The organism is Bradyrhizobium sp. IC3195 (assembly GCF_020193585.1).
Lineage (GTDB): Bacteria > Pseudomonadota > Alphaproteobacteria > Rhizobiales > Xanthobacteraceae > Bradyrhizobium > Bradyrhizobium yuanmingense.
On sequence record NZ_JADYVG010000016.1, the window covers coordinates 140,737 to 157,767 of the forward strand.

General features: G+C 65.7%; 15 protein-coding genes. 5 read left to right on the forward strand and 10 right to left on the reverse strand.

Annotated features, from left to right (window positions below):
• The first annotated feature begins 132 nt into the window (after positions 1-132).
• Together I6F09_RS26260 and I6F09_RS26265 are read left to right on the forward strand one after the other, a co-directional pair.
• The gene (locus I6F09_RS26260) at positions 133-726 is read left to right on the forward strand and encodes a DUF2147 domain-containing protein (protein ID WP_225148301.1); all 594 of its coding nucleotides are present in this window, start codon (positions 133-135) and stop codon (positions 724-726) included.
• A 257-nt stretch (positions 727-983) separates the two neighbouring features.
• Positions 984-1,337 (forward strand): hypothetical protein, encoded by a 354-nt coding sequence (locus I6F09_RS26265; RefSeq protein WP_036015590.1) that lies wholly within the window; start codon positions 984-986, stop codon positions 1,335-1,337.
• Positions 1,338-1,394: 57 nt separating this feature from the next.
• Here I6F09_RS26265 and I6F09_RS26270 read toward each other — a convergent pair whose 3' ends face one another.
• The 3 genes from I6F09_RS26270 to I6F09_RS26280 form a co-directional block, all read right to left on the reverse strand.
• A complete protein-coding gene (locus tag I6F09_RS26270; protein ID WP_225189413.1) occupies positions 1,395-1,664 on the reverse strand; it encodes a hypothetical protein in 270 nt (89 codons plus the stop codon).
• A 192-nt stretch (positions 1,665-1,856) separates the two neighbouring features.
• The gene (locus I6F09_RS26275) at positions 1,857-3,221 is read right to left on the reverse strand and encodes a HAMP domain-containing sensor histidine kinase (protein WP_036030218.1); all 1,365 of its coding nucleotides are present in this window, start codon (positions 3,219-3,221) and stop codon (positions 1,857-1,859) included.
• Positions 3,218-3,898, reverse strand: coding sequence for a response regulator transcription factor (locus I6F09_RS26280; protein ID WP_036015597.1), 681 nt, complete (start codon positions 3,896-3,898; stop codon positions 3,218-3,220). The genes I6F09_RS26275 and I6F09_RS26280 overlap by 4 nt, the downstream gene beginning before the upstream one ends.
• A 353-nt stretch (positions 3,899-4,251) precedes the next feature.
• Between I6F09_RS26280 and I6F09_RS26285 the strand changes: the two genes are divergently transcribed.
• Positions 4,252-5,139: a MipA/OmpV family protein gene (locus I6F09_RS26285; RefSeq protein WP_225189414.1), complete on the forward strand. Its 888-nt coding sequence runs from the start codon at positions 4,252-4,254 to the stop codon at positions 5,137-5,139.
• A 3-nt stretch (positions 5,140-5,142) separates the two neighbouring features.
• Positions 5,143-5,883, forward strand: coding sequence for a hypothetical protein (locus I6F09_RS26290; RefSeq protein WP_225189415.1), 741 nt, complete (start codon positions 5,143-5,145; stop codon positions 5,881-5,883).
• A gap of 56 nt (positions 5,884-5,939) precedes the next feature.
• Here I6F09_RS26290 and garD read toward each other — a convergent pair whose 3' ends face one another.
• From garD to I6F09_RS26325, 7 genes are all read right to left on the reverse strand, one after another.
• Positions 5,940-7,481 (reverse strand): galactarate dehydratase, encoded by a 1,542-nt coding sequence (gene garD, locus I6F09_RS26295; protein ID WP_225189416.1) that lies wholly within the window; start codon positions 7,479-7,481, stop codon positions 5,940-5,942.
• A 112-nt stretch (positions 7,482-7,593) separates the two neighbouring features.
• A complete protein-coding gene (locus I6F09_RS26300) occupies positions 7,594-9,042 on the reverse strand; it encodes an aldehyde dehydrogenase family protein (protein WP_036044516.1) in 1,449 nt (482 codons plus the stop codon).
• 23 nt (positions 9,043-9,065) lie between these two features.
• On the reverse strand, positions 9,066-10,424 hold the full coding sequence (gene gudD / locus I6F09_RS26305) for a glucarate dehydratase (protein WP_225114193.1): 1,359 nt from the start codon (positions 10,422-10,424) through the stop codon (positions 9,066-9,068).
• 24 nt (positions 10,425-10,448) lie between these two features.
• Positions 10,449-11,393, reverse strand: a complete 945-nt coding sequence (gene kdgD, locus I6F09_RS26310; protein WP_036030198.1) for a 5-dehydro-4-deoxyglucarate dehydratase — start codon at positions 11,391-11,393, stop codon at positions 10,449-10,451.
• A gap of 123 nt (positions 11,394-11,516) precedes the next feature.
• Positions 11,517-12,422, reverse strand: a complete 906-nt coding sequence (locus I6F09_RS26315; protein WP_109143167.1) for a LysR substrate-binding domain-containing protein — start codon at positions 12,420-12,422, stop codon at positions 11,517-11,519.
• A 472-nt stretch (positions 12,423-12,894) separates the two neighbouring features.
• Positions 12,895-14,841 carry a hypothetical protein gene (locus tag I6F09_RS26320; protein WP_225189417.1) on the reverse strand — a complete coding sequence of 649 codons (1,947 nt, stop codon included), beginning with the start codon at positions 14,839-14,841 and terminating at the stop codon, positions 12,895-12,897.
• 134 nt (positions 14,842-14,975) lie between these two features.
• Entirely contained in the window at positions 14,976-16,058 is a 1,083-nt protein-coding gene (locus I6F09_RS26325) for a YbhN family protein (protein WP_057028777.1), read from the reverse strand.
• A 430-nt stretch (positions 16,059-16,488) separates the two neighbouring features.
• On the opposite strand from I6F09_RS26325, the gene I6F09_RS26330 reads away from it, so the two are divergent.
• Entirely contained in the window at positions 16,489-16,995 is a 507-nt protein-coding gene (locus I6F09_RS26330; protein WP_036015620.1) for a ferritin-like domain-containing protein, read from the forward strand.
• Positions 16,996-17,031 lie beyond the last annotated feature (36 nt).

Consider the following 17,031-nt stretch of genomic DNA (forward strand, 5'->3'; position numbering starts at 1 on the left):
GGAACCGTTCGTGAAATCGCCGTAGTCTGCGGCCATTCCGGTCATAGGCTTGGCCAGGTTTTTGGCTTAGCACAGTTTGGCTCTGCGAAGTCTTGGCTCAGCAAAGGTGATTGGCTCAGCAAGGTGATCATAATGCGGACTCTCATTTCCAGCTTTCGGCTGCCCTCCTTCCTGGCGCTCGCATTGTCGCTCGCGATCGTGACGCCGTGCGCGGCGCAGACCGCCGAGCCCACTGCGGCGGGCCTTTGGCAGAAGGTCGAAGACGGCAGGACGGTCGGATGGTTCCTCTTCGTAGATCGCAACGGCGTCTTCGAAGGTGTGATCGCCAAGACCTTCCCGCGGCCAACCGACGACCCGAATGAGGTCTGCTCCAAGTGCACCGACGATCGCAAGAACGCTCGGGTGCTCGGCATCTCCTTCGTCCGCGACATGAAGCGCGAAGGATTGAAGTACGAGGGCGGCAACGTGCTCAATCCGCGCGACGGCCAGATCTGGAAGGCCAACATGCGGGTCAGCCCCGACGGTCAGACCCTGACGTTGCGCGGCTATCTCGGCATCGCGCTGCTCGGCAAGGACGAGACCTGGACGCGCCTGCCCGATGCCAACATCGCGCAGGTCGATCCGGCCATCGTCGCAAAATACTTGCCCGCGCAGGCTGCAGCCGCCAAGCAACCGGCGCCCGCGGCGAAGAAGGGCGGCGCGATGATGGCGCCGGCAAAGCAGTAAGGGCGCAAGCCGCGCGCTGCGCGGTCTCAATGGCCCTAGCGCAGGGTCTCCAGCCTGTGCGGCCACCTTCGCCGAAGGGCGAACGTGCCTCGGGCGCCCTCCAGTAGTTCCCCGGAATGCGCGCTGGCGCTGGATTTGCATAGCTGTCGGCAAAGCTGCTGGGGGAGCGAGTCGCCGTCTCCACGCCTGCCGCGCACCATGCGGAAGGCGGACGGCAGCGTTTGCCCCGCGGTGATCACTTCGACCGCGGAGACCACATGAAACGTGCAAGACAGTGTGCCGCCGTGCTGCTGGGGCTGGCGGTTCTGACGCATGCGGCGCTGGCGCGCGACGACGGCCGCTTCGCCAACTCGCCCCTGAAACCCTGGTTCGAGAGTCTGCGTAGCGAGTTCGGGCTATGCTGCTCGGATGCGGACGGCTACGTCATCGCCGACGTCGATTGGGAGTCCGATCGCGGTCGCTACCGCGTGCGCATCGACGACGAGTGGGTCGTGGTGCCTGACGGCGCCGTGATCACCGTCCCGAACAAGATCGGCCGCACCATGGTGTGGAAGCACTATATCGACGGCCATCCGCGCGTGCGCTGCTTCATGCCGGGCAGCATGACGTAGAGGCGCGTGGCCATTCCGGCCGGCGCGGAGCGCCGAGCCGGAACGACAACGCCAAGCTTAGCGCGCCTGGTTGTTCGAACCCGCGCTCGCGAGCTGCTTGATCCGCGGCGACAGCACGGCGACCTGCACGGGCGAGGCCGGCATGCTGGCGACGATCATCGCGGGGCTCGCAGACTGCTCCTGGACGCCGGCGCCGCCGAGCACTTGCACTTGCGTTGTCGTGATCGGAAACGACGTCACTTCGTAGGAGGGAAGCTCGCTGGCGAACGCGGCGGCCGAGCTCGCAATCATGGCGCCGGCAACGGCAATCATCGAGAGAACACGCATTGGAAAATCTCCGTGGAAGATGTCAATCGGAGGTTTGGTCGCCGCGATGGCAGAACAGGTTCGCCCGCGCGCGAACATTCCCGTTGTCTTCGGCGCAGATATTGATTGCGTGATGCGAAGAGACGAAACGCGGAAGACGTTTTCCGCGCCAATGTTTCCGGACGGTTTCGCGAAAAGCGCCGATGCGCCCGCTCAATGCTCTTGCAGATCGAACTGCGCAGATCTCGCCGGCGCGGCGGCCGCGGCAAAGCGCAGGCGCATCGTCGTGCCGTAGCCGGGCGCGGAAGCGACGACCAGCTCCCCGCCATGCGCCGCCATGATCTCGCGGACGATCGACAGGCCGAGACCGGCGCCTGCACCTGCGGCGTTGCCGGTCTGAAACGGCTCGGTCAGCCTGTGTTCGGCGCCGTCGGGCAGGCCCGCGCCATCATCGTGAATAGCCACGCCATCGCAGCCGATCGTGGCGACGATGCGCCGCGCGCCATGGGCGTGGATGAGCGCGTTGCCGACGAGATTGGCAAGTGCACTTCGGATCGCAGCGTCTACGCCCTGCACCACGAAGGGACCTCTTCCCTCGTGCTCGAGCGCAAGCTCGATGCCGGCGTCCAGCGCCGACGGGCTGAAATCGGCCAGCACGTCCAGCGTGATCTGGGCAAGATCGATCGGCCGCTTCTCGATCGCATGATTTTGCAATCGCGCCAGGTCCAGCATCGCGGAGACCAGCGAGGTCAGCCGGCGGACGTCGCGCACCAGCTCGGCCTTCAGGGCCGGCTCGGGCACGTCCTCGATCTTGGCGCGCAGCAGCGTCAGCGGCGTGCGAAGCTGATGGGCGGCATTGCCGAGGAAGCGGCGCTGCATCCTGATATAGGCGTCGATCTCGCCGAAAGCGCGGTTCAGCGCCTCGACCAGCGGCTTCAACTCGCGAGGGACCTCGGACAGCGATATCAAACCTTGCGGCGCCGAGGGGTCGATCGCGAGCGCGCGACGCGCCACCCGCTCGATGCTACGAGAGACGAAACGTGCGGCAAGCGCTGAACCGATGGCGACGGTCGCGGCAAAGGCCAGCGCCACCAAGGCGATCGAAAAGACCCTGCGGAGGAGAAAAGTCCTTGCAATCCGGCCAAAGCGAACCTGAGGCTCGCCGACCATCATCGCGAGCCGCAACGGGCCCCGTTGTACGGCGGAAAGACAGAAGGTGCTCTTCTGGTCGAGCGTGCTGAAAACGGACGAGCCGATGGGCCCGTGGTAGGGCAGCACGAAGGGAAGGGGAGGCCGGTGTTCGCTGCCGTACTCGCTGAGCAGGTCGCCCGCGGACACCACGTACCAGAGGTTTGGGCTGTCCAGCTTCAATTCCTCGAGCGCAGGAGTCGAGCGTATTATCAGTCTTTGCCCTTCGATCACCGTCGCGCGATCGAGAACGGCCGCTACGACCTGGCACGCCCTGAACTCGCGCTCCTCCGTCGGGTAACGCCATATGAAGAGGCCAAGCATGATCAGGAAGATCGTGGTGGCGGCGATACCGAGCGAGAACGCAAAGGTTCGGGCGATTGACTTCATCGCGGCGTTGCCAGCCGCAGGATGTAGCCGATGCCCCGCATGCTGCGGATCTCGACGTCGCCGCCGAGTTCGGCCAGTTTCTTGCGCAAGCGCGAGACCTGCGCCTCGAGCGTGTTGGACTCGATCTCGTCGTCGAAGCCGTAGATCTCCTCGATCAGGGCGGCGCGGGTGATGACGCGGTCGCGCCGCATCAGCAGCGCCCCCAGGATCAGCGCCTCGCGCCGGCGCAGCAGGATCCTGGTGTCGGCGACTACCGCCTCGTTGCTGCCGAGGTGCAGCTCGACGTTGCCGAGCGACAGCACCGATGGGGCCAGCAGCCGAGGCCGGCGCAGCACCGCGCGCACGCGCGCAAGCAGCTCCTGCGGCTCGAACGGCTTGCCGAGATAATCGTCGGCCCCGCCATTGAGCCCTTCGACGACATCCTCCTTGGCGTCCTTGGACGTCAGCATGATGATTGCGGGCCGCTCCGCCGATTGGCTCAGCGCCGTGACCACCTGGAGCGCATCTCCGTCGGGTAGCATCCGGTCGACGATCGCCAGATCATACTTGAAATTGTTCAGTGCCTGGCGGGCATCGGCGATCGAGCCGACGAGGTCGACGATGCCGTGCAATTGCCCGAGCAGCCGGCTGACATAGGCGCCGATCTGTGGTTCGTCTTCGATCACGAGGGAGCGCACGCGGGTCGTCCTTGACTCTGCTGGGGCAACAAAACCCTGACCGTGACGCTCCCTGGCCGAATTCTGGCGCTTCGGCTCGTGCGCGAGGGTTCCCATAAAGGCGGCGAGCTTGGCGAATGAAAGGCAGGACCGAGTGAGCTCGCGGGTATGGCTCGTCACGTTTTTGAGGCGTGATCGCGGCGGTGCAATGTTGGGGCAATGTTGATCCGGCGGGCGTGCCTGCCAGCGCCGGACATGGCCCTGGAAACATCTGATCGCACCTTGCAATCTTCGGGCAATTTAGCCGGACCAGATGCTGTGGCTCCTAACCACAACAGTCGACTCGGCCTGCAAGGCCGGTCCGGGGCCCCGCAATGAATGATTTCGAAGAAGCCGCTCTCCGCCTCACGGCGATTGTGCGGCGGACGACCGCCTGTCTCGCCGCACTCGGTGCGATCATGGCGACTGCGCCATCAGTCTCGGCGCAGACCGCCTTCACGCTGCCAGCGCCGCCATTGGAGCTGCCGATGCTGCCCTCGCCGTCGGGAAACTGGACCGTCATGGTCGGCATCGGCGGCGAATACAAGCCCGAGTTCGTCGGATCGAACAACGGAAGGTTTGCTCCGGTCCCGATCTTCTCCATCCGCCGCGCCGGATCAGTCGACCAGTTTCGCGGACCGCGCGACAGCACCAGCATCGCGCTGCTCGACATCGGCCATTTTCGCGCCGGCCCCGCGTTCAAATACGTCGCCTCAAGGAAGGCCGACAAATATGCCGAGCTGACCGGCCTTGGCAATGTCGACGCCGCCTATGAGCTCGGCGGCTTCGTGGAGTATTATCCGGTCGACTGGCTGCGCCTGCGCAGCGAGTTGCGCCAGGGCATGGGCGGCCATACCGGCACCGTCGCGGATGTGTCTGCCGACGTCATCGTGCCGCTGATTCAAAGGCTGACGATCTCGGCCGGCCCGCGCTTCACCTGGAAGAGCGCCAATGCCACTGCGCCATATTTCGGCGTCACCGACACGCAGGCACTGGCATCGGGGCTTCCGAGATACGATGCCAGGGGCGCTGCGCACTCGGTCGGTTTCGGCAGCCAGATCTCCTACCGCATCAACCCGCAGTGGGAGGTCCACGCCTATGTCGAGTACCAGAAGCTGCTCGGCGATGTCGCGGACAGCCCGCTGGTGAAGCTGCGGGGATCCTCGAACCAGACCACCGTCGGTCTCGGTGCGTCCTATTCGTTCGATTTCAGGATCCGATAGACCATGCGCGGTAGAATTATCCTGGCTCTCGCCTGTGCGATCGCGTCCGCCGTCCTCGGTGCCGCCGCGGCGTTCGAGACGCGCGCGACGAAACTCCAGGCGATCAAGACCCTCGGCATCGTCTCGGCCATCGGCGAGGAGATGAGCCTGACGCAAGCCGGCCTGACCGGGCTCGGCAACACCGCGCAAAGCCTCTCGATCAGCGCCTGGGGACTGGACGAGTTGATCGTCCAGCAGGCGACGAAGCTCTTGAGCGGACGTTTTCGCGTGCTACCGGTGAGCTACAGGCGCGCCGCGTTCGCCGCCGTCAGGGATTCGGCGGTTGCGCCCGTCAATCTCCTGCGTAGCGATCCGTTCAAGGAGCTGGTTCGCAGCGATGTAACGCCTCAGGGGCTCGATGCTTACCTCGTCATCACCCGTGCAAGATCGAAGCTCGGCAACGGCCGCAACGTCGAGGGCGTCGGGCTCGCCGAATACCGGACGCTGCTGGCGGATTACGGCCTGATCCATGCGCTATACGAAGTCCGGATCATCGACGGCAAGGCGTTCGACGTGATCGAGAAGCGTGCGGCGGCGCCGCTCGACAACACCGGGACCGTGCGGATTGCCGGCCCGAGCGGCCCGGTCGACGAGACGCCTGGGGGTTCAGCGTCGAGCGAGCGGCTGCGCGCCGCGGTCGCGGACCTCATCACACGCAGCCTTCCGGTCACGCTGGGCGACATGCACCTGATCGACAGCCAGTGAGGTTCCGTCTTGACGCGTTTTGACGCGAACCGGGATCCACTTCGCTCGAAAACGCCTCAGGTCACCGGCGCGGGATTGAACAGCGTGAGGTCGTTGTGGATGCCCCAGCGGTCCGACCAGGGTTTGGTTCGGCCGCTGGCGACGTCGAGGATCAGGCGGAACAGGTCCCAGCCGGTCTCCTCGATGGTCTTCTCGCCGGTTGCGATCTTGCCGGCGTCGAAGTCGATCAGGTCTTTCCAGCGCCGCGCGAGCTCGCTGCGCGTCGCGACCTTGATCACCGGTGCTGCCGCAAGGCCATAGGGCGTGCCACGGCCGGTGGTGAAAACTTGCAACGTCATGCCCGAGGCGAGCTGCAGCGTGCCGCAGATGAAGTCGGAGGCCGGCGTCGCGGCGAACAGCATGCCCTTCTGCGTCGCCTTCTCGCCGGGCGAGAGCACGCCGGTGATCGCGCTCGAGCCGGACTTGACGATCGAGCCGAGCGATTTCTCCACGATATTGGCAAGGCCGCCCTTCTTGTTGCCGGGCGTGGTGTTGGCGCTGCGGTCGGCGCCGCCGCGGGCGAGATAGGAATCGTACCAGGCCATCTCGCGCACCAGCGCGCGGCCGACGTCCTCGTTGATGGCGCGGCGGGTGAGCAGCTGGATCGCGTCGCGCACTTCAGTCACTTCCGAGAACATCACGGTCGCGCCGGCGCGCACCAGGAGGTCCGCGGCGAAGCCGACGGCGGGATTGGCAGTGACGCCGGAGAAGGCATCGCTGCCGCCGCATTGCAGCCCGATGACAAGATCAGATGCCGGGCAGGTCTCGCGCTTGCGCGTGTTGAGCACCTTCAGCCGCGCCTCGGCCTGGGTCATGATCGCCTCGACGATGGCGCCGAAGCCGTCGAAAGCCTCGTCCTGCATTCGCACGATGGCGTCACCGACGCCTTCCGGCACCAGGCGTTCGGGCGCGAGCTTCTCGCAGCCGAGGCCGATCACCAGAATCTCCCCGCCGAAATTCGGGTTGAGCGCGAGGTTCTGCAGGGTGCGGATCGGCACCACCGCGTCGGGCGCGGTGATGGCGACGCCGCAGCCATAGGCGTGCGTCAGCGGCACGACGTCATCCACGTTCGGATATTTCGGCAGCAGCTCGGCGCGGATGCGCTTCACCGCATATTCCATCGTGCCTTTGACGCATTGCACGGAGGAGGAGATGCCGAGGATGTTCTTGGTGCCGACCGAACCGTCCGGATTGCGGTAGCCCTCGAAGGTGAAGCCTTCGAGCGGCGGCAGCGGTGCGGGGACGGCGGTCGAGATTTCGAGCTTGTCGAGGGCAGGGGCCTCCGGCATGCGGATGCGCGGCTCGTCCACCCATTCGCCGGCCAGGATCGGCGACAGCGCGTAGCCGATGATCTCGCCGTAGCGGACGATCGGTTCGCCTTCCGCGATGTCGACCAGCGCGGTCTTGTGTCCCTGCGGCACGAAGGCGCGCAACGTCAGGCCGCTGGCAAGGCGCGCGCCGGCGGGGAGCCCGAAATCATTGACCACGATCGCGACATTGTCGCGCTCGTTGAGCTTGATGTAGCGGGGCTGCTCTTTCGCTGCGACGTCCTGGTCCATCTGCGCTGCCTCAGAAGTCGTAGGGTGGGCAAAGGCGCAACGCGCCGTGCCCACCGTCCTCACACCGAGCGTAAGTGGTGGGCACGCTTCGCTTTGCCCACCCTACGATATCTCAGCCCGGATTGGTGTAAGCCGTCTTCACCGTGGTGTAGAACTCGCGCGCGTAGGAGCCCTGCTCACGGGCGCCGTAGCTCGAGCCCTTGCGGCCGCCGAACGGCACGTGATAGTCGACGCCGGCGGTCGGCAGATTGACCATCACCATGCCGGACTCGCTGTTGCGCTTGTAATGCGAGGCGTATTTCAGGCTGGTGGTGCAGATGCCGGAGGCGAGGCCGAACTCGGTATCGTTGGAGATGGCGAGCGCCTCTTCGTAATTCTTCGCACGAATGACGGCGGCGACCGGGCCAAAAATCTCCTCACGCGCGATGCGCATGTTGTTGTTGGCTTCGGTGAACAGCGCCGGCTGGAGATAGTGGCCGGGATTCTCGCGCTTTAGCAGCTCGCCGCCGAAGGCGAGCTTGGCGCCTTCGTCCTGGCCGATCTTGATGTAGCGGAGGTCCTGGTCGAGCTGGTTCTGGTCCACCACGGGGCCGATATGCACGCCGGCCTTGAGCGCATCGTCGACCGACAGGCTGTTCAGGCGCTCGGCCATGGCGGCGACGAAGCGGTCGTGGATACCCTCGGTGACGATCAGGCGGGACGAGGCGGTGCAGCGCTGGCCGGTCGAGAAATAAGCGCCGTTGACGGCGACCTCGACGGCAGTCTTGAGGTCGGCGTCGTCGAGCACCACCAGCGGGTTCTTGCCGCCCATCTCGAGCTGGAACTTCTTCATGGGGTTCGAGAGCACGCAGGCCTGCGCGATCTTGCGTCCCGTCTGCACCGAGCCGGTGAAGGAGATCGCGGCGACGTCCGGATGCTCGAGCAGGGTCTGGCCGACCACCGAGCCGGAGCCGACGACGAGGTTGAATACGCCCGCGGGAATGCCGGAGCGGGTGATGATCTCGGACAGCGCATGCGCCGAGCCGGGCACCAGCTCGGCCGGCTTGAACACCACGGTGTTGCCGTAGCAGAGCGCAGGCGCGATCTTCCAGGCGGGGATCGCGATCGGGAAATTCCAGGGCGTGATCATGCCGACGACGCCGACCGGCTCACGGGTGAGCTCGACGTCGAGGCCGGGACGCACCGAGGCGCCCTTCTCGCCGATCAGGCGCAGCGCTTCGCCGGCGAAGAACGCGAAGATCTGGCCGGCGCGGGCGACCTCGCCGATGCCTTCGGGGAGGGTCTTGCCTTCCTCGCGCGCGAGCAGGCGGCCGAGCTCTTCCTTACGGGCGAGGATTTCAGTCGAGATCTTGTTGAGCGCGTCGTAGCGCGCCTGGGGGGTCGACTGCGCCCAGGCGGGGAAGGCGGCCTTCGCGGCGGCGATCGCCTTCTCGGTCTGCGCCTTGTCGGCCTTGGCATATTCGCCGACGAGATCATTGGTGTTGGAGGGATTGATGTTCCTGGTGACGCCGGAGCCGTCGACCCATTCGCCGCCGATGAAGTTCTTCAGGATCGCTGTCATCTTTTTCCTCCAGGGGAACGTTTCTAACGCACGAGGCAGGGACGCTTGTCGTCAAACGTCCAGCCGGGGATCAAGTCCTGCATGGCCATAGCGTCATCCCGCCCCCCAAGTCCATGCTTCTTGTAGAGCTCGTGCGCGGCCTCGATGGCGGGGCGGTCGATCTCGATGCCGAGGCCCGGGCTATCAGGGACGGCGATCTTGCCACCCTTGATCTGGAGCGGCTCCTTCGTCAGCGCCTGACCGTCCTGCCAGATCCAGTGGGTGTCGATCGCGGTGACCTTGCCGGGGGCGGCGGCGCCGACATGGGTGAACATGGCAAGCGAAATGTCGAAATGGTTGTTGGAGTGCGAGCCCCAGGTCAGGCCGTTGTCACGGCAGGTCTGGGCCACGCGCACCGAGCCTTGCATGGTCCAGAAATGGGGATCGGCCAAAGGGATGTCCACGGCCCCGAGCCGCAGCGCATGGGAGAGCTGCCGCCAGTCCGTGGCGATCATGTTGGTGGCGGTCGGCAGGCCGGTGGCGCGGCGGAACTCGGCCATGATCTCGCGGCCGGAGAAGCCGGCCTCGGCGCCGCAGGGGTCCTCGGCATAAGCGAGGATGCCATGCATGCCCTTGCAGAGGCTGATCGCCTCATCGAGCGACCAGGCGCCGTTGGGGTCCAGCGTGACGCGCGCGCTGGGGAAGCGTTTTGCGATTGCGGTAACCGCCTCGATCTCCTGCTCGCCGCGGAGCACGCCGCCCTTGAGCTTGAAGTCGGCGAAGCCGTAATGGTCGTGGGTCGCCTCCGCAAGCCGCACCACGGCCTCTGGCGTCATCGCCTCCTGGTGGCGGAGGTTGAACCAGTCGGGCTTGCCGGTCTCGCCAGTCACGTAGTCGAGCTTCGACTTACGGCGGTCGCCAACGAAGAAGAGATAGCCGAGCGTCTCGACGCTGGTGCGCTGCTGGCCTTCGCCAAGCAGTGCTGCGACGGGCAGTCCGAGATGCTGGCCGAGCAGGTCGAGCAGCGCGGATTCGATCGCGGTGACCGCATGGATCATCACGCGAAGATCAAAGGTCTGCTTGCCGCGTCCGCCGACGTCGCGGTCGGCGAAGGCGGTACGGATATCGGCGAGGATGTTGTTCATCGCGCCGACCGTCTTTCCGATCACGAGGTCGCGCGCGTCCTGGAGCGTCTGCCAGATCTTCTGCCCGCCCGGCACCTCGCCGACGCCGGTGTGGCCGGCATTGTCGGTGAGGATGACGATGTTGCGGGTGAAGAACGGCGCATGCGCGCCGCTCAGGTTGAGGAGCATGCTGTCGCGGCCAGCGACCGGGATCACCTGCATCGCCGTGATAACAGGTGCTCCGGCGACTGACGCGCCGGAAATCTCAGTCTGGGCCATCGCAGGCTCCTCCCTGTCGTCTTGCTATTCTGCAGCCTGTTGTGACGATCGTGCGGCGGGCAGCTTCTGCACCAGTGCGGTTAGCTCCGCCATCTCCTGCTCGGTGAGATCAGTCAGCGGCGGACGGACGGGGCCGGAATCGCGGCCGATCACCTTCATGCCGGCCTTGATGATCGAGACCGCGTAACCCTTCTTGCGGTTGCGGATCGCGATCAGCGGCAGGATGAAATCCTTCAGGCCGGCCTGGATCGTGGCGTGGTCGCGCTTGCGCACCGCGGCGTAGAAGTTGGTGGCGAATTCCGGCACGAAGTTGAACACGGCCGAGGAATAGGTCGTCACGCCCATGTCGAGATAGGGCAGCGCGAAGGTCTCGGCGGTCGGCAGGCCGCCGACATAGGTGAGGCGGTCGCCGAGCTTGGTGTAGACGCGGGTCATCAGCTCGATGTCGCCGATGCCGTCCTTGTAGCCGACGAGGTTCGGGCAGCGCTCGGCAAGGCGCGCGAGCGTGTCGGGCTGCAGGATCGCGTTGTCACGGTTATAGACGATGACGCCGATCTTGACGGCGGCGCAGACCGCCTCGACATGGGCGGCAAGGCCTTCCTGCTCGGAATGGGTGAGATAGGGCGGCAGCAGCAGGAGGCCGTCGGCGCCGGCCTTTTCCGCACCGATCGCGATCTCGCGGGCGATCGCGGTGCCGTAGCCGGTGCCGGCGAGCACGGGCACGCGGCCCTTGGTCTCGTCGACGGCGACCTTCACGACCTGCGGAACTTCTGATGGCGTCAGCGAGAAGAACTCGCCGGTGCCGCCCGCGGCGAACAGGCCTGCGACGTCATAACCGCACAGCCAGTCCATGTTGGCGCGATAGGTCGCCTCGTCGAAGGAGTAGTCCGCCCTGAACGGCGTGACGGGGAAGGACAGGAGGCCCGATCCGATCTTCTGGGCCATTTCCTGCGGGGTCATCTTGCTCATGGGCGCTCCCTTCTCGTGTTGCGGAGGACGCAAGCAGAGGCCGCACGTCCATGCGCCGTGGTTTAGGAGACCGTTCGATGCGCGTCCAAGCCAAAGCCTATATCGACCGATGCGGATTGAGCATCAATCCTCCGCCAGCTCCGCCGAGGACAATTCGCCGGCGATCTTGACCAGCGCCGACAGCAGCGGGTTCTCGTCCTCGCGCCGCCACACCATGAACAGCTCGACCGGAACGCGCGTGCGCAGCTTCAGCGGACGCAGGCGGACGTCGGAGATCTTCAGGCTCGCCGCTGCCGCCGGTACGATGGCGAGGCCGAGGCCGGCGCGCACCATCGCGAGGATCGAGTGGATCTGGCTGAGATGCTGGACGTAGCGCGGCAGCACGTCGGCGCGGGTGAACAGCGCCACCAGGAGATCGTGGAAGTAGCGGCTCTCATAGGGCGAGTACATCACGAAGGGCTGGTCGTCGAAATCCTTGATGGTGATGCCGTCGGCATTCGCCAGCGGATGCTTCTTCGGGATCGCCGCGAGCAGCGGCTCGGCGACGACGCGGCGGCTGGCAAGCTCGGGCCGTGCGATCGGCGGCCGCAGCAGGCCGGCATCGATCTGGCCAGAAGTCAGAGCCTCGAACTGATCGCCCGATACCATCTCCTTCAGAGAGAAATCGACCTCCGGCAGCTTGGCGCGGCAGGCGGCGATGAGTTCGGGCAGGAATCCATAGGCCGCGGCCGCGGTGAAGCCGACCTTCAGCGAGCCGGTCTTGCCGAGCGCGATGCGGCGGGCCACCTGCGAAGCGCTTTCGGCAAGCTTGAGGATGCGTCGCGCCTCCGGCAGGAAGCTGCGCCCGGCCGGGGTGAGGCGCACCGAGCGGCTGGTGCGCTCCAAGAGCGGCGCGTCGATGATGTGCTCGAGCACCTGGATCTGCCGGGACAGCGGCGGCTGCGTCATGTTGAGCCGCACGGCGGCGCGGCCGAAGTGCAATTCCTCCGCCACCGTGACGAAACAGCGGAGCTGGTTGAGGTCGAACATCGATACATGCCTTAGATGAATAAGGCGTTTCCCCGGCACTTCTAGCATCGATCACCCCCAAAACAAAGACGGCGGCCTTGTGGGCCGCCGTTGAGTTGCCTGGTCAAGCTCCCATGGGAGCCCTCAGGAGGAACAGGCTGACGCGAGACCGCCTCACGTCCGCTGCGGACGCCACTGCGCTCATCACGCGCCACTCTTAGGCCTCGGCCGTTTGCCCGACACGAGTCCTAGAGGTGCGCGCGGCGAAGTGTCCAAGTTCAAGGCAGTATCGATCGATGCTGTTTTTGGATCGATGGAACGGCGAAGTGGGGGATGATCGGTGTTGGGAGACCCTATCAAACCACCGCTGTCATTCCCCGCGAAGGCGGGGAATCCAGTACGCAGCGGCGTCTCGATTCAATCACTGCTGTCACGGAGTACTGGATCGCCCGGTCAAGCCGGGCGATGACAGTGAGTGTGTGGAGACAGCACGCTATTGCTGCGCGCTGGGCAACAGCTGCGGCAGCAGTCCGCGCGTCACGTTCGGCGGCACGGCGTCGAGTCCGAGCACGGCGCTCGCCGCCGGCAGCGCCGCGTCGGCCATCGCGGCATGGCCCTCGGCGCTCGGATGCACCGCGCCGCCATAGACGGCGGAGAGCACGCCCCAGGCCGCATCGTGGATGTCGGTCGGCTGGCTCGCCGCCGGCAGGCCCTGCGGATAGGTCATCGCGGCGAAATAGCTGTCATTGGCGTCGCGGATCCAGCGCGCGCGGGGCAGGTAGGCGCGGTACTCCGAGGCGCCGCGGCCGCACAGCATCGGCTGGCTCGCCGCGCTGACGATGTCGGGATCGAAGCTCTGGCCGTTCGCGGCAAAGCAGCTGCGGTCGAATTCGGGATCGTTGCCGGAACGGGCGCAGAAGCCGTGCTCGGCGAACGCGGCCTGGTGCGCATCGACGAAGGTCATGCGGTCGGCTTCGGGATCGCGGCACAGCGCACCGCGGGTGCAGGTGGCGAGCCCCTTCAGCTGCGGCAGGAATTCGCTGTCGACGAAGGCGGAGACGCGGGAAAGGCGCTGCGGATCGGCATTGAAGGACGGGTGGATGTCAAAGCCGGCCCGGCCGCCGCGGCAGGGCGCGCCGCCGTCGGCGAGCGCAGGATTGGCATAGGAGACATAGACCACGTGCGAGAGGTCGCCGCCGACCAGCGGCTTCAGCGCCTCGCGCAGCTTGACGAAATTCTGCGGCAGCTCGCGCTGGAGCGCATCGCGGGAATCGTCGACGCTCGCCAACACGCCGGAGCGGCGGAACAGCGCGCGCTCGGTCGCGGTTTCGACGATGACGTCGGCGACGAGACCGGAGAAATAGACGTCGTTGGCACCGACCGAGAGCAGCACGAGGTCGAGCGTGCGATCGGGCTGGCGCTTCTTCGCCGCAGTGACGGCTTCCCGCAGCTCGGCGACTTGCGCGTTCACGCTGGTGTTGCAGACGCCGGTCTTGCCGGGCGGGCATTCGCGGGCGCGCTGCGAGCCGAGCAGCCCGTCGCCGATGCTCGCGCCGGTGCAGGCGAGCGGCAGGAAGGTCACGGCGATGTGGGTGTAGCGCACCGCGAGCGCCAGCGCGGTGCGCGCCTGATAGCTGTAGAGCGATCGATGGCACGGCGCATTGAACCAGAGCGCGCTGTAGCGCTGCCAGTTGGCGAGCGTATCCGGCGCCTCGCAGGCGCGGCCGCCCTTGAAGCCGTGGCGGCTCGGCCGGTAGTACTGCGCGCCGGCGGTGCCGAGATAGGAGCGGAAGCAGAAGCCTTCGTCCGACAGCGCCAGCGGCCGGTCCGGATTGCCTTCGCCGGAGGCGATGCTGTCGCCGAGACCTGCGATGAAGATGTCGCGGACCTGGATCTCGGTCTGGATCCGCTGGGTCGGATCGGAGCCGGCCGAGACATCGACGGTCGCAACCGTCGGCTTGCCGTAGCGGACACGCAAATTGATCGGCTCGGCGCAGTCGAAGGTCGAGCTCTGCGGGCCATCGCCGTCATCGAACGACCAGGCGCAGGTGGCGCCGACCGGCACCGCGCCGGTCAGGCGCACCGTCACGGGATGGTCGGTCGGCGTGATGTAGTTCTCTTTGACATCGTCGCGGGTGCAGGGCTGGTTGACCCGGCCCTGCAGGTCGATGCAGAGCCGGTTGACCATGTTGCGGGCCCAGCCGCGGCCCTCGCTCTGGAGCTCCAGGGACTGTTCGGCGGCCAGAATGCTGCGGTTGCGCGCGTTCTCGACATGGAGCAGGAAGTCGCGCTCCTCGCGGAATAGCCGGAAGCGGTTACGCACCTCCCAGCTGATCTGCATGCTGCCGGCGTCCTGCGCGGCGGCGCGCTCGGGCAAAGCGAGAAGGCCGGCAAGCAGCACGGCGCCTGCCGAGAGGGTGCGAAGGAATACGGAAATCATGGCCCGCGTTTTCAACGGCAAAGTTGAGGCGGAAATAAGAGAGGATTGCGCGCCTGCCCGCAACCTTTGCCTGATGATTCCGAGGGGCCTTGATTGCCGGCGGCGGCTTGATTGCCGGCGGCGCCTTGGGCGGCTCAGCGCTTGCCGGCCTGCCGCAGCAGCCGTTCGCGCTCCATCGGCGTCACCTCCCTGGGCAGGTTGGCCTGCGCGCAGGCTTCCGCCAGCCGCCGCCGCTCCTGCCACGGCGCGACCACATTCATCCAGAGCTCGCGCGTGCCCATGATGGAAATGGCAAGGCCGAACGGGATCACGAAATAGAGAATGCGGAACACCAGCAGCGTGGCCAGAAGCTCCTCGCGGCCGAACTGGGGCAGCGCCACGAGCATGGCGGCATCGAACACGCCGATCGAGCCCGGCGCGTGGCTGGCAAAGCCGATCAGGGTCGCCAGGATGAACACGACCGCGAGCGACATGAAGTCGATCGGCGGGTTGGCCGGCATCAAGAGGTACATTGCCGTGGCGCAGAAGCCGAGATCGACGACGCCGATCAGGATCTGCACCAAGGTCAGCGGCGCCGATGGCAGCACCACCTTCCAGCCCTTCTGGCCGAGCTCACGGCGCTTCTCGCCCATGCAGAGCCAGACCAGATACGCGCCGATCGATGCGAGACCGCCGAGGGCGATCAACCGGTTGAGCGAGGAGGGCAGCTGATCCATCGAGGAGGCCGCGTCCGGATGGATGGCCATGCCGATCGAGAGCACGAAGATGTTACCGAGCCAGAAGGTCAGGCCGGACAGGAAGCAGATCTTCGCGACGTCGATCGCGTTCAGTCCGTAGTCCGAATAGATCCGGAAACGGATCGCGCCGCCGGTGAAGACCGTGGCGCCGATGTTGTGCCCGATCGAATAGGACGTGAAGCTGGACAGCGCCGCGATGCGATAGGGCACGTGCTTCTTGCCGATCGTTCGCAGCGCAAAATAGTCGTAGAAGGTCAGCGTACAGAACGCGAAGAAGACGCAGATCGCCGCCAGCCCGATGTTGCCGCGGGGAATCTCCGTCAACGCGGTCAGGATGACCCCGGTATCGATGCCCTTGAGCGTCCGCACCAGCGTCGTGATCGCAAACGCGATGATGAAGATGCTCGCGGCGACGCCGAGCCGTCGCCAGCCGATCCATCTATTGAAGCCGCGTTTCAACGCGGGCAGCAGTCCGTGCATTCATCCTCCCGGCGGGGGGCAAGACCGACCGGGCCAGACATTGGCCGGTCGGGTGCGATCACGGCCAAAAGGCAGGCATCGATCGCTAGGCATGATCCAGCTCATTTAAGGCAAAATCAGCGGCTTGTGCAGCCCTTGACAACAATAGGTTCTGCGTTCGGCGGGCAACTTTGTCATACGCGGTTCATATCGGCGGCGCGTTAAGCATATGAGTCGCGAAACCAGGCTCCATCCGCGCGCTCACCGTGCCGATACGATCTCAGATCCCGGCGCCGTCCGCATTGTTCCAGCGCAGAGCCGTATCGGCGTTTTTGGAACGTCGATGCCGCGTGGTCGTTAGCCTCCATCAGCAATCGAACATGGCGGAATACGCGGCTTTTTCGTGCAAGCCGGCGCCTCCGTGTTCCCAAGACCCGAGAGGATCGGAACGATGGGACTGTTCACAAAAGACATCAAGACCATGAACGACCTGTTCGTACATCAGCTCCAGGACATCTATTACGCCGAGCAGCAGCTCACCAAGGCGCTGCCGAAGATGGCGACCAAGGCCACTGATCCGCAGCTGAAACAGGGCTTTTTGACGCACCTCGAGGAAACCAAGCAGCACGTTGCGCGGCTCGAGGAGGTCTTCAAGATGCACGGCGTCCCCGTGAAGGCGGTCGACTGCCCGGCCATCGACGGCATCATCGAGGAAGCCGACGAGACCGCCGGCGAAGTCGCCGACAAGGCGGTGCTCGACGCGGCCCTGATCAATGCGGCGCAGGCCGCGGAGCATTACGAGATCGTCCGCTACGGCAGCCTGATCGCCTGGGCCAAGCAGCTCGGCCGCAACGATTGTGCGGCGGTGCTCGCCAAGACGCTCGAGGAGGAGAAGGCGACCGACCAGAAGCTGACGACACTCGCCGAGAGCAAGGTGAATCTGCGCGCGGCGAGCTGAGTAGAGGAAAGTACGAGCGCCGCGCGACGGTCCGCG

Excerpts from the sequence above, each read along its gene's own strand:
- I6F09_RS26285 (WP_225189414.1), top strand. The coding sequence starts at position 4,252 with ATGAATGATTTCGAAGAAGCCGCTCTCCGCCTCACGGCGATTGTGCGG.
- I6F09_RS26320 (WP_225189417.1), bottom strand. The coding sequence starts at position 14,841 with ATGATTTCCGTATTCCTTCGCACCCTCTCGGCAGGCGCCGTGCTGCTT.
- garD (WP_225189416.1), bottom strand. The coding sequence starts at position 7,481 with ATGGACCAGGACGTCGCAGCGAAAGAGCAGCCCCGCTACATCAAGCTC.
- I6F09_RS26300 (WP_036044516.1), bottom strand. The coding sequence starts at position 9,042 with ATGACAGCGATCCTGAAGAACTTCATCGGCGGCGAATGGGTCGACGGC.
- I6F09_RS26315 (WP_109143167.1), bottom strand. The coding sequence starts at position 12,422 with ATGTTCGACCTCAACCAGCTCCGCTGTTTCGTCACGGTGGCGGAGGAA.
- kdgD (WP_036030198.1), bottom strand. The coding sequence starts at position 11,393 with ATGAGCAAGATGACCCCGCAGGAAATGGCCCAGAAGATCGGATCGGGC.
- I6F09_RS26265 (WP_036015590.1), top strand. The coding sequence starts at position 984 with ATGAAACGTGCAAGACAGTGTGCCGCCGTGCTGCTGGGGCTGGCGGTT.
- I6F09_RS26325 (WP_057028777.1), bottom strand. The coding sequence starts at position 16,058 with ATGCACGGACTGCTGCCCGCGTTGAAACGCGGCTTCAATAGATGGATC.
- I6F09_RS26330 (WP_036015620.1), top strand. The coding sequence starts at position 16,489 with ATGGGACTGTTCACAAAAGACATCAAGACCATGAACGACCTGTTCGTA.
- I6F09_RS26270 (WP_225189413.1), bottom strand. The coding sequence starts at position 1,664 with ATGCGTGTTCTCTCGATGATTGCCGTTGCCGGCGCCATGATTGCGAGC.
- gudD (WP_225114193.1), bottom strand. The coding sequence starts at position 10,424 with ATGGCCCAGACTGAGATTTCCGGCGCGTCAGTCGCCGGAGCACCTGTT.
- I6F09_RS26275 (WP_036030218.1), bottom strand. The coding sequence starts at position 3,221 with ATGAAGTCAATCGCCCGAACCTTTGCGTTCTCGCTCGGTATCGCCGCC.
- I6F09_RS26290 (WP_225189415.1), top strand. The coding sequence starts at position 5,143 with ATGCGCGGTAGAATTATCCTGGCTCTCGCCTGTGCGATCGCGTCCGCC.
- I6F09_RS26260 (WP_225148301.1), top strand. The coding sequence starts at position 133 with ATGCGGACTCTCATTTCCAGCTTTCGGCTGCCCTCCTTCCTGGCGCTC.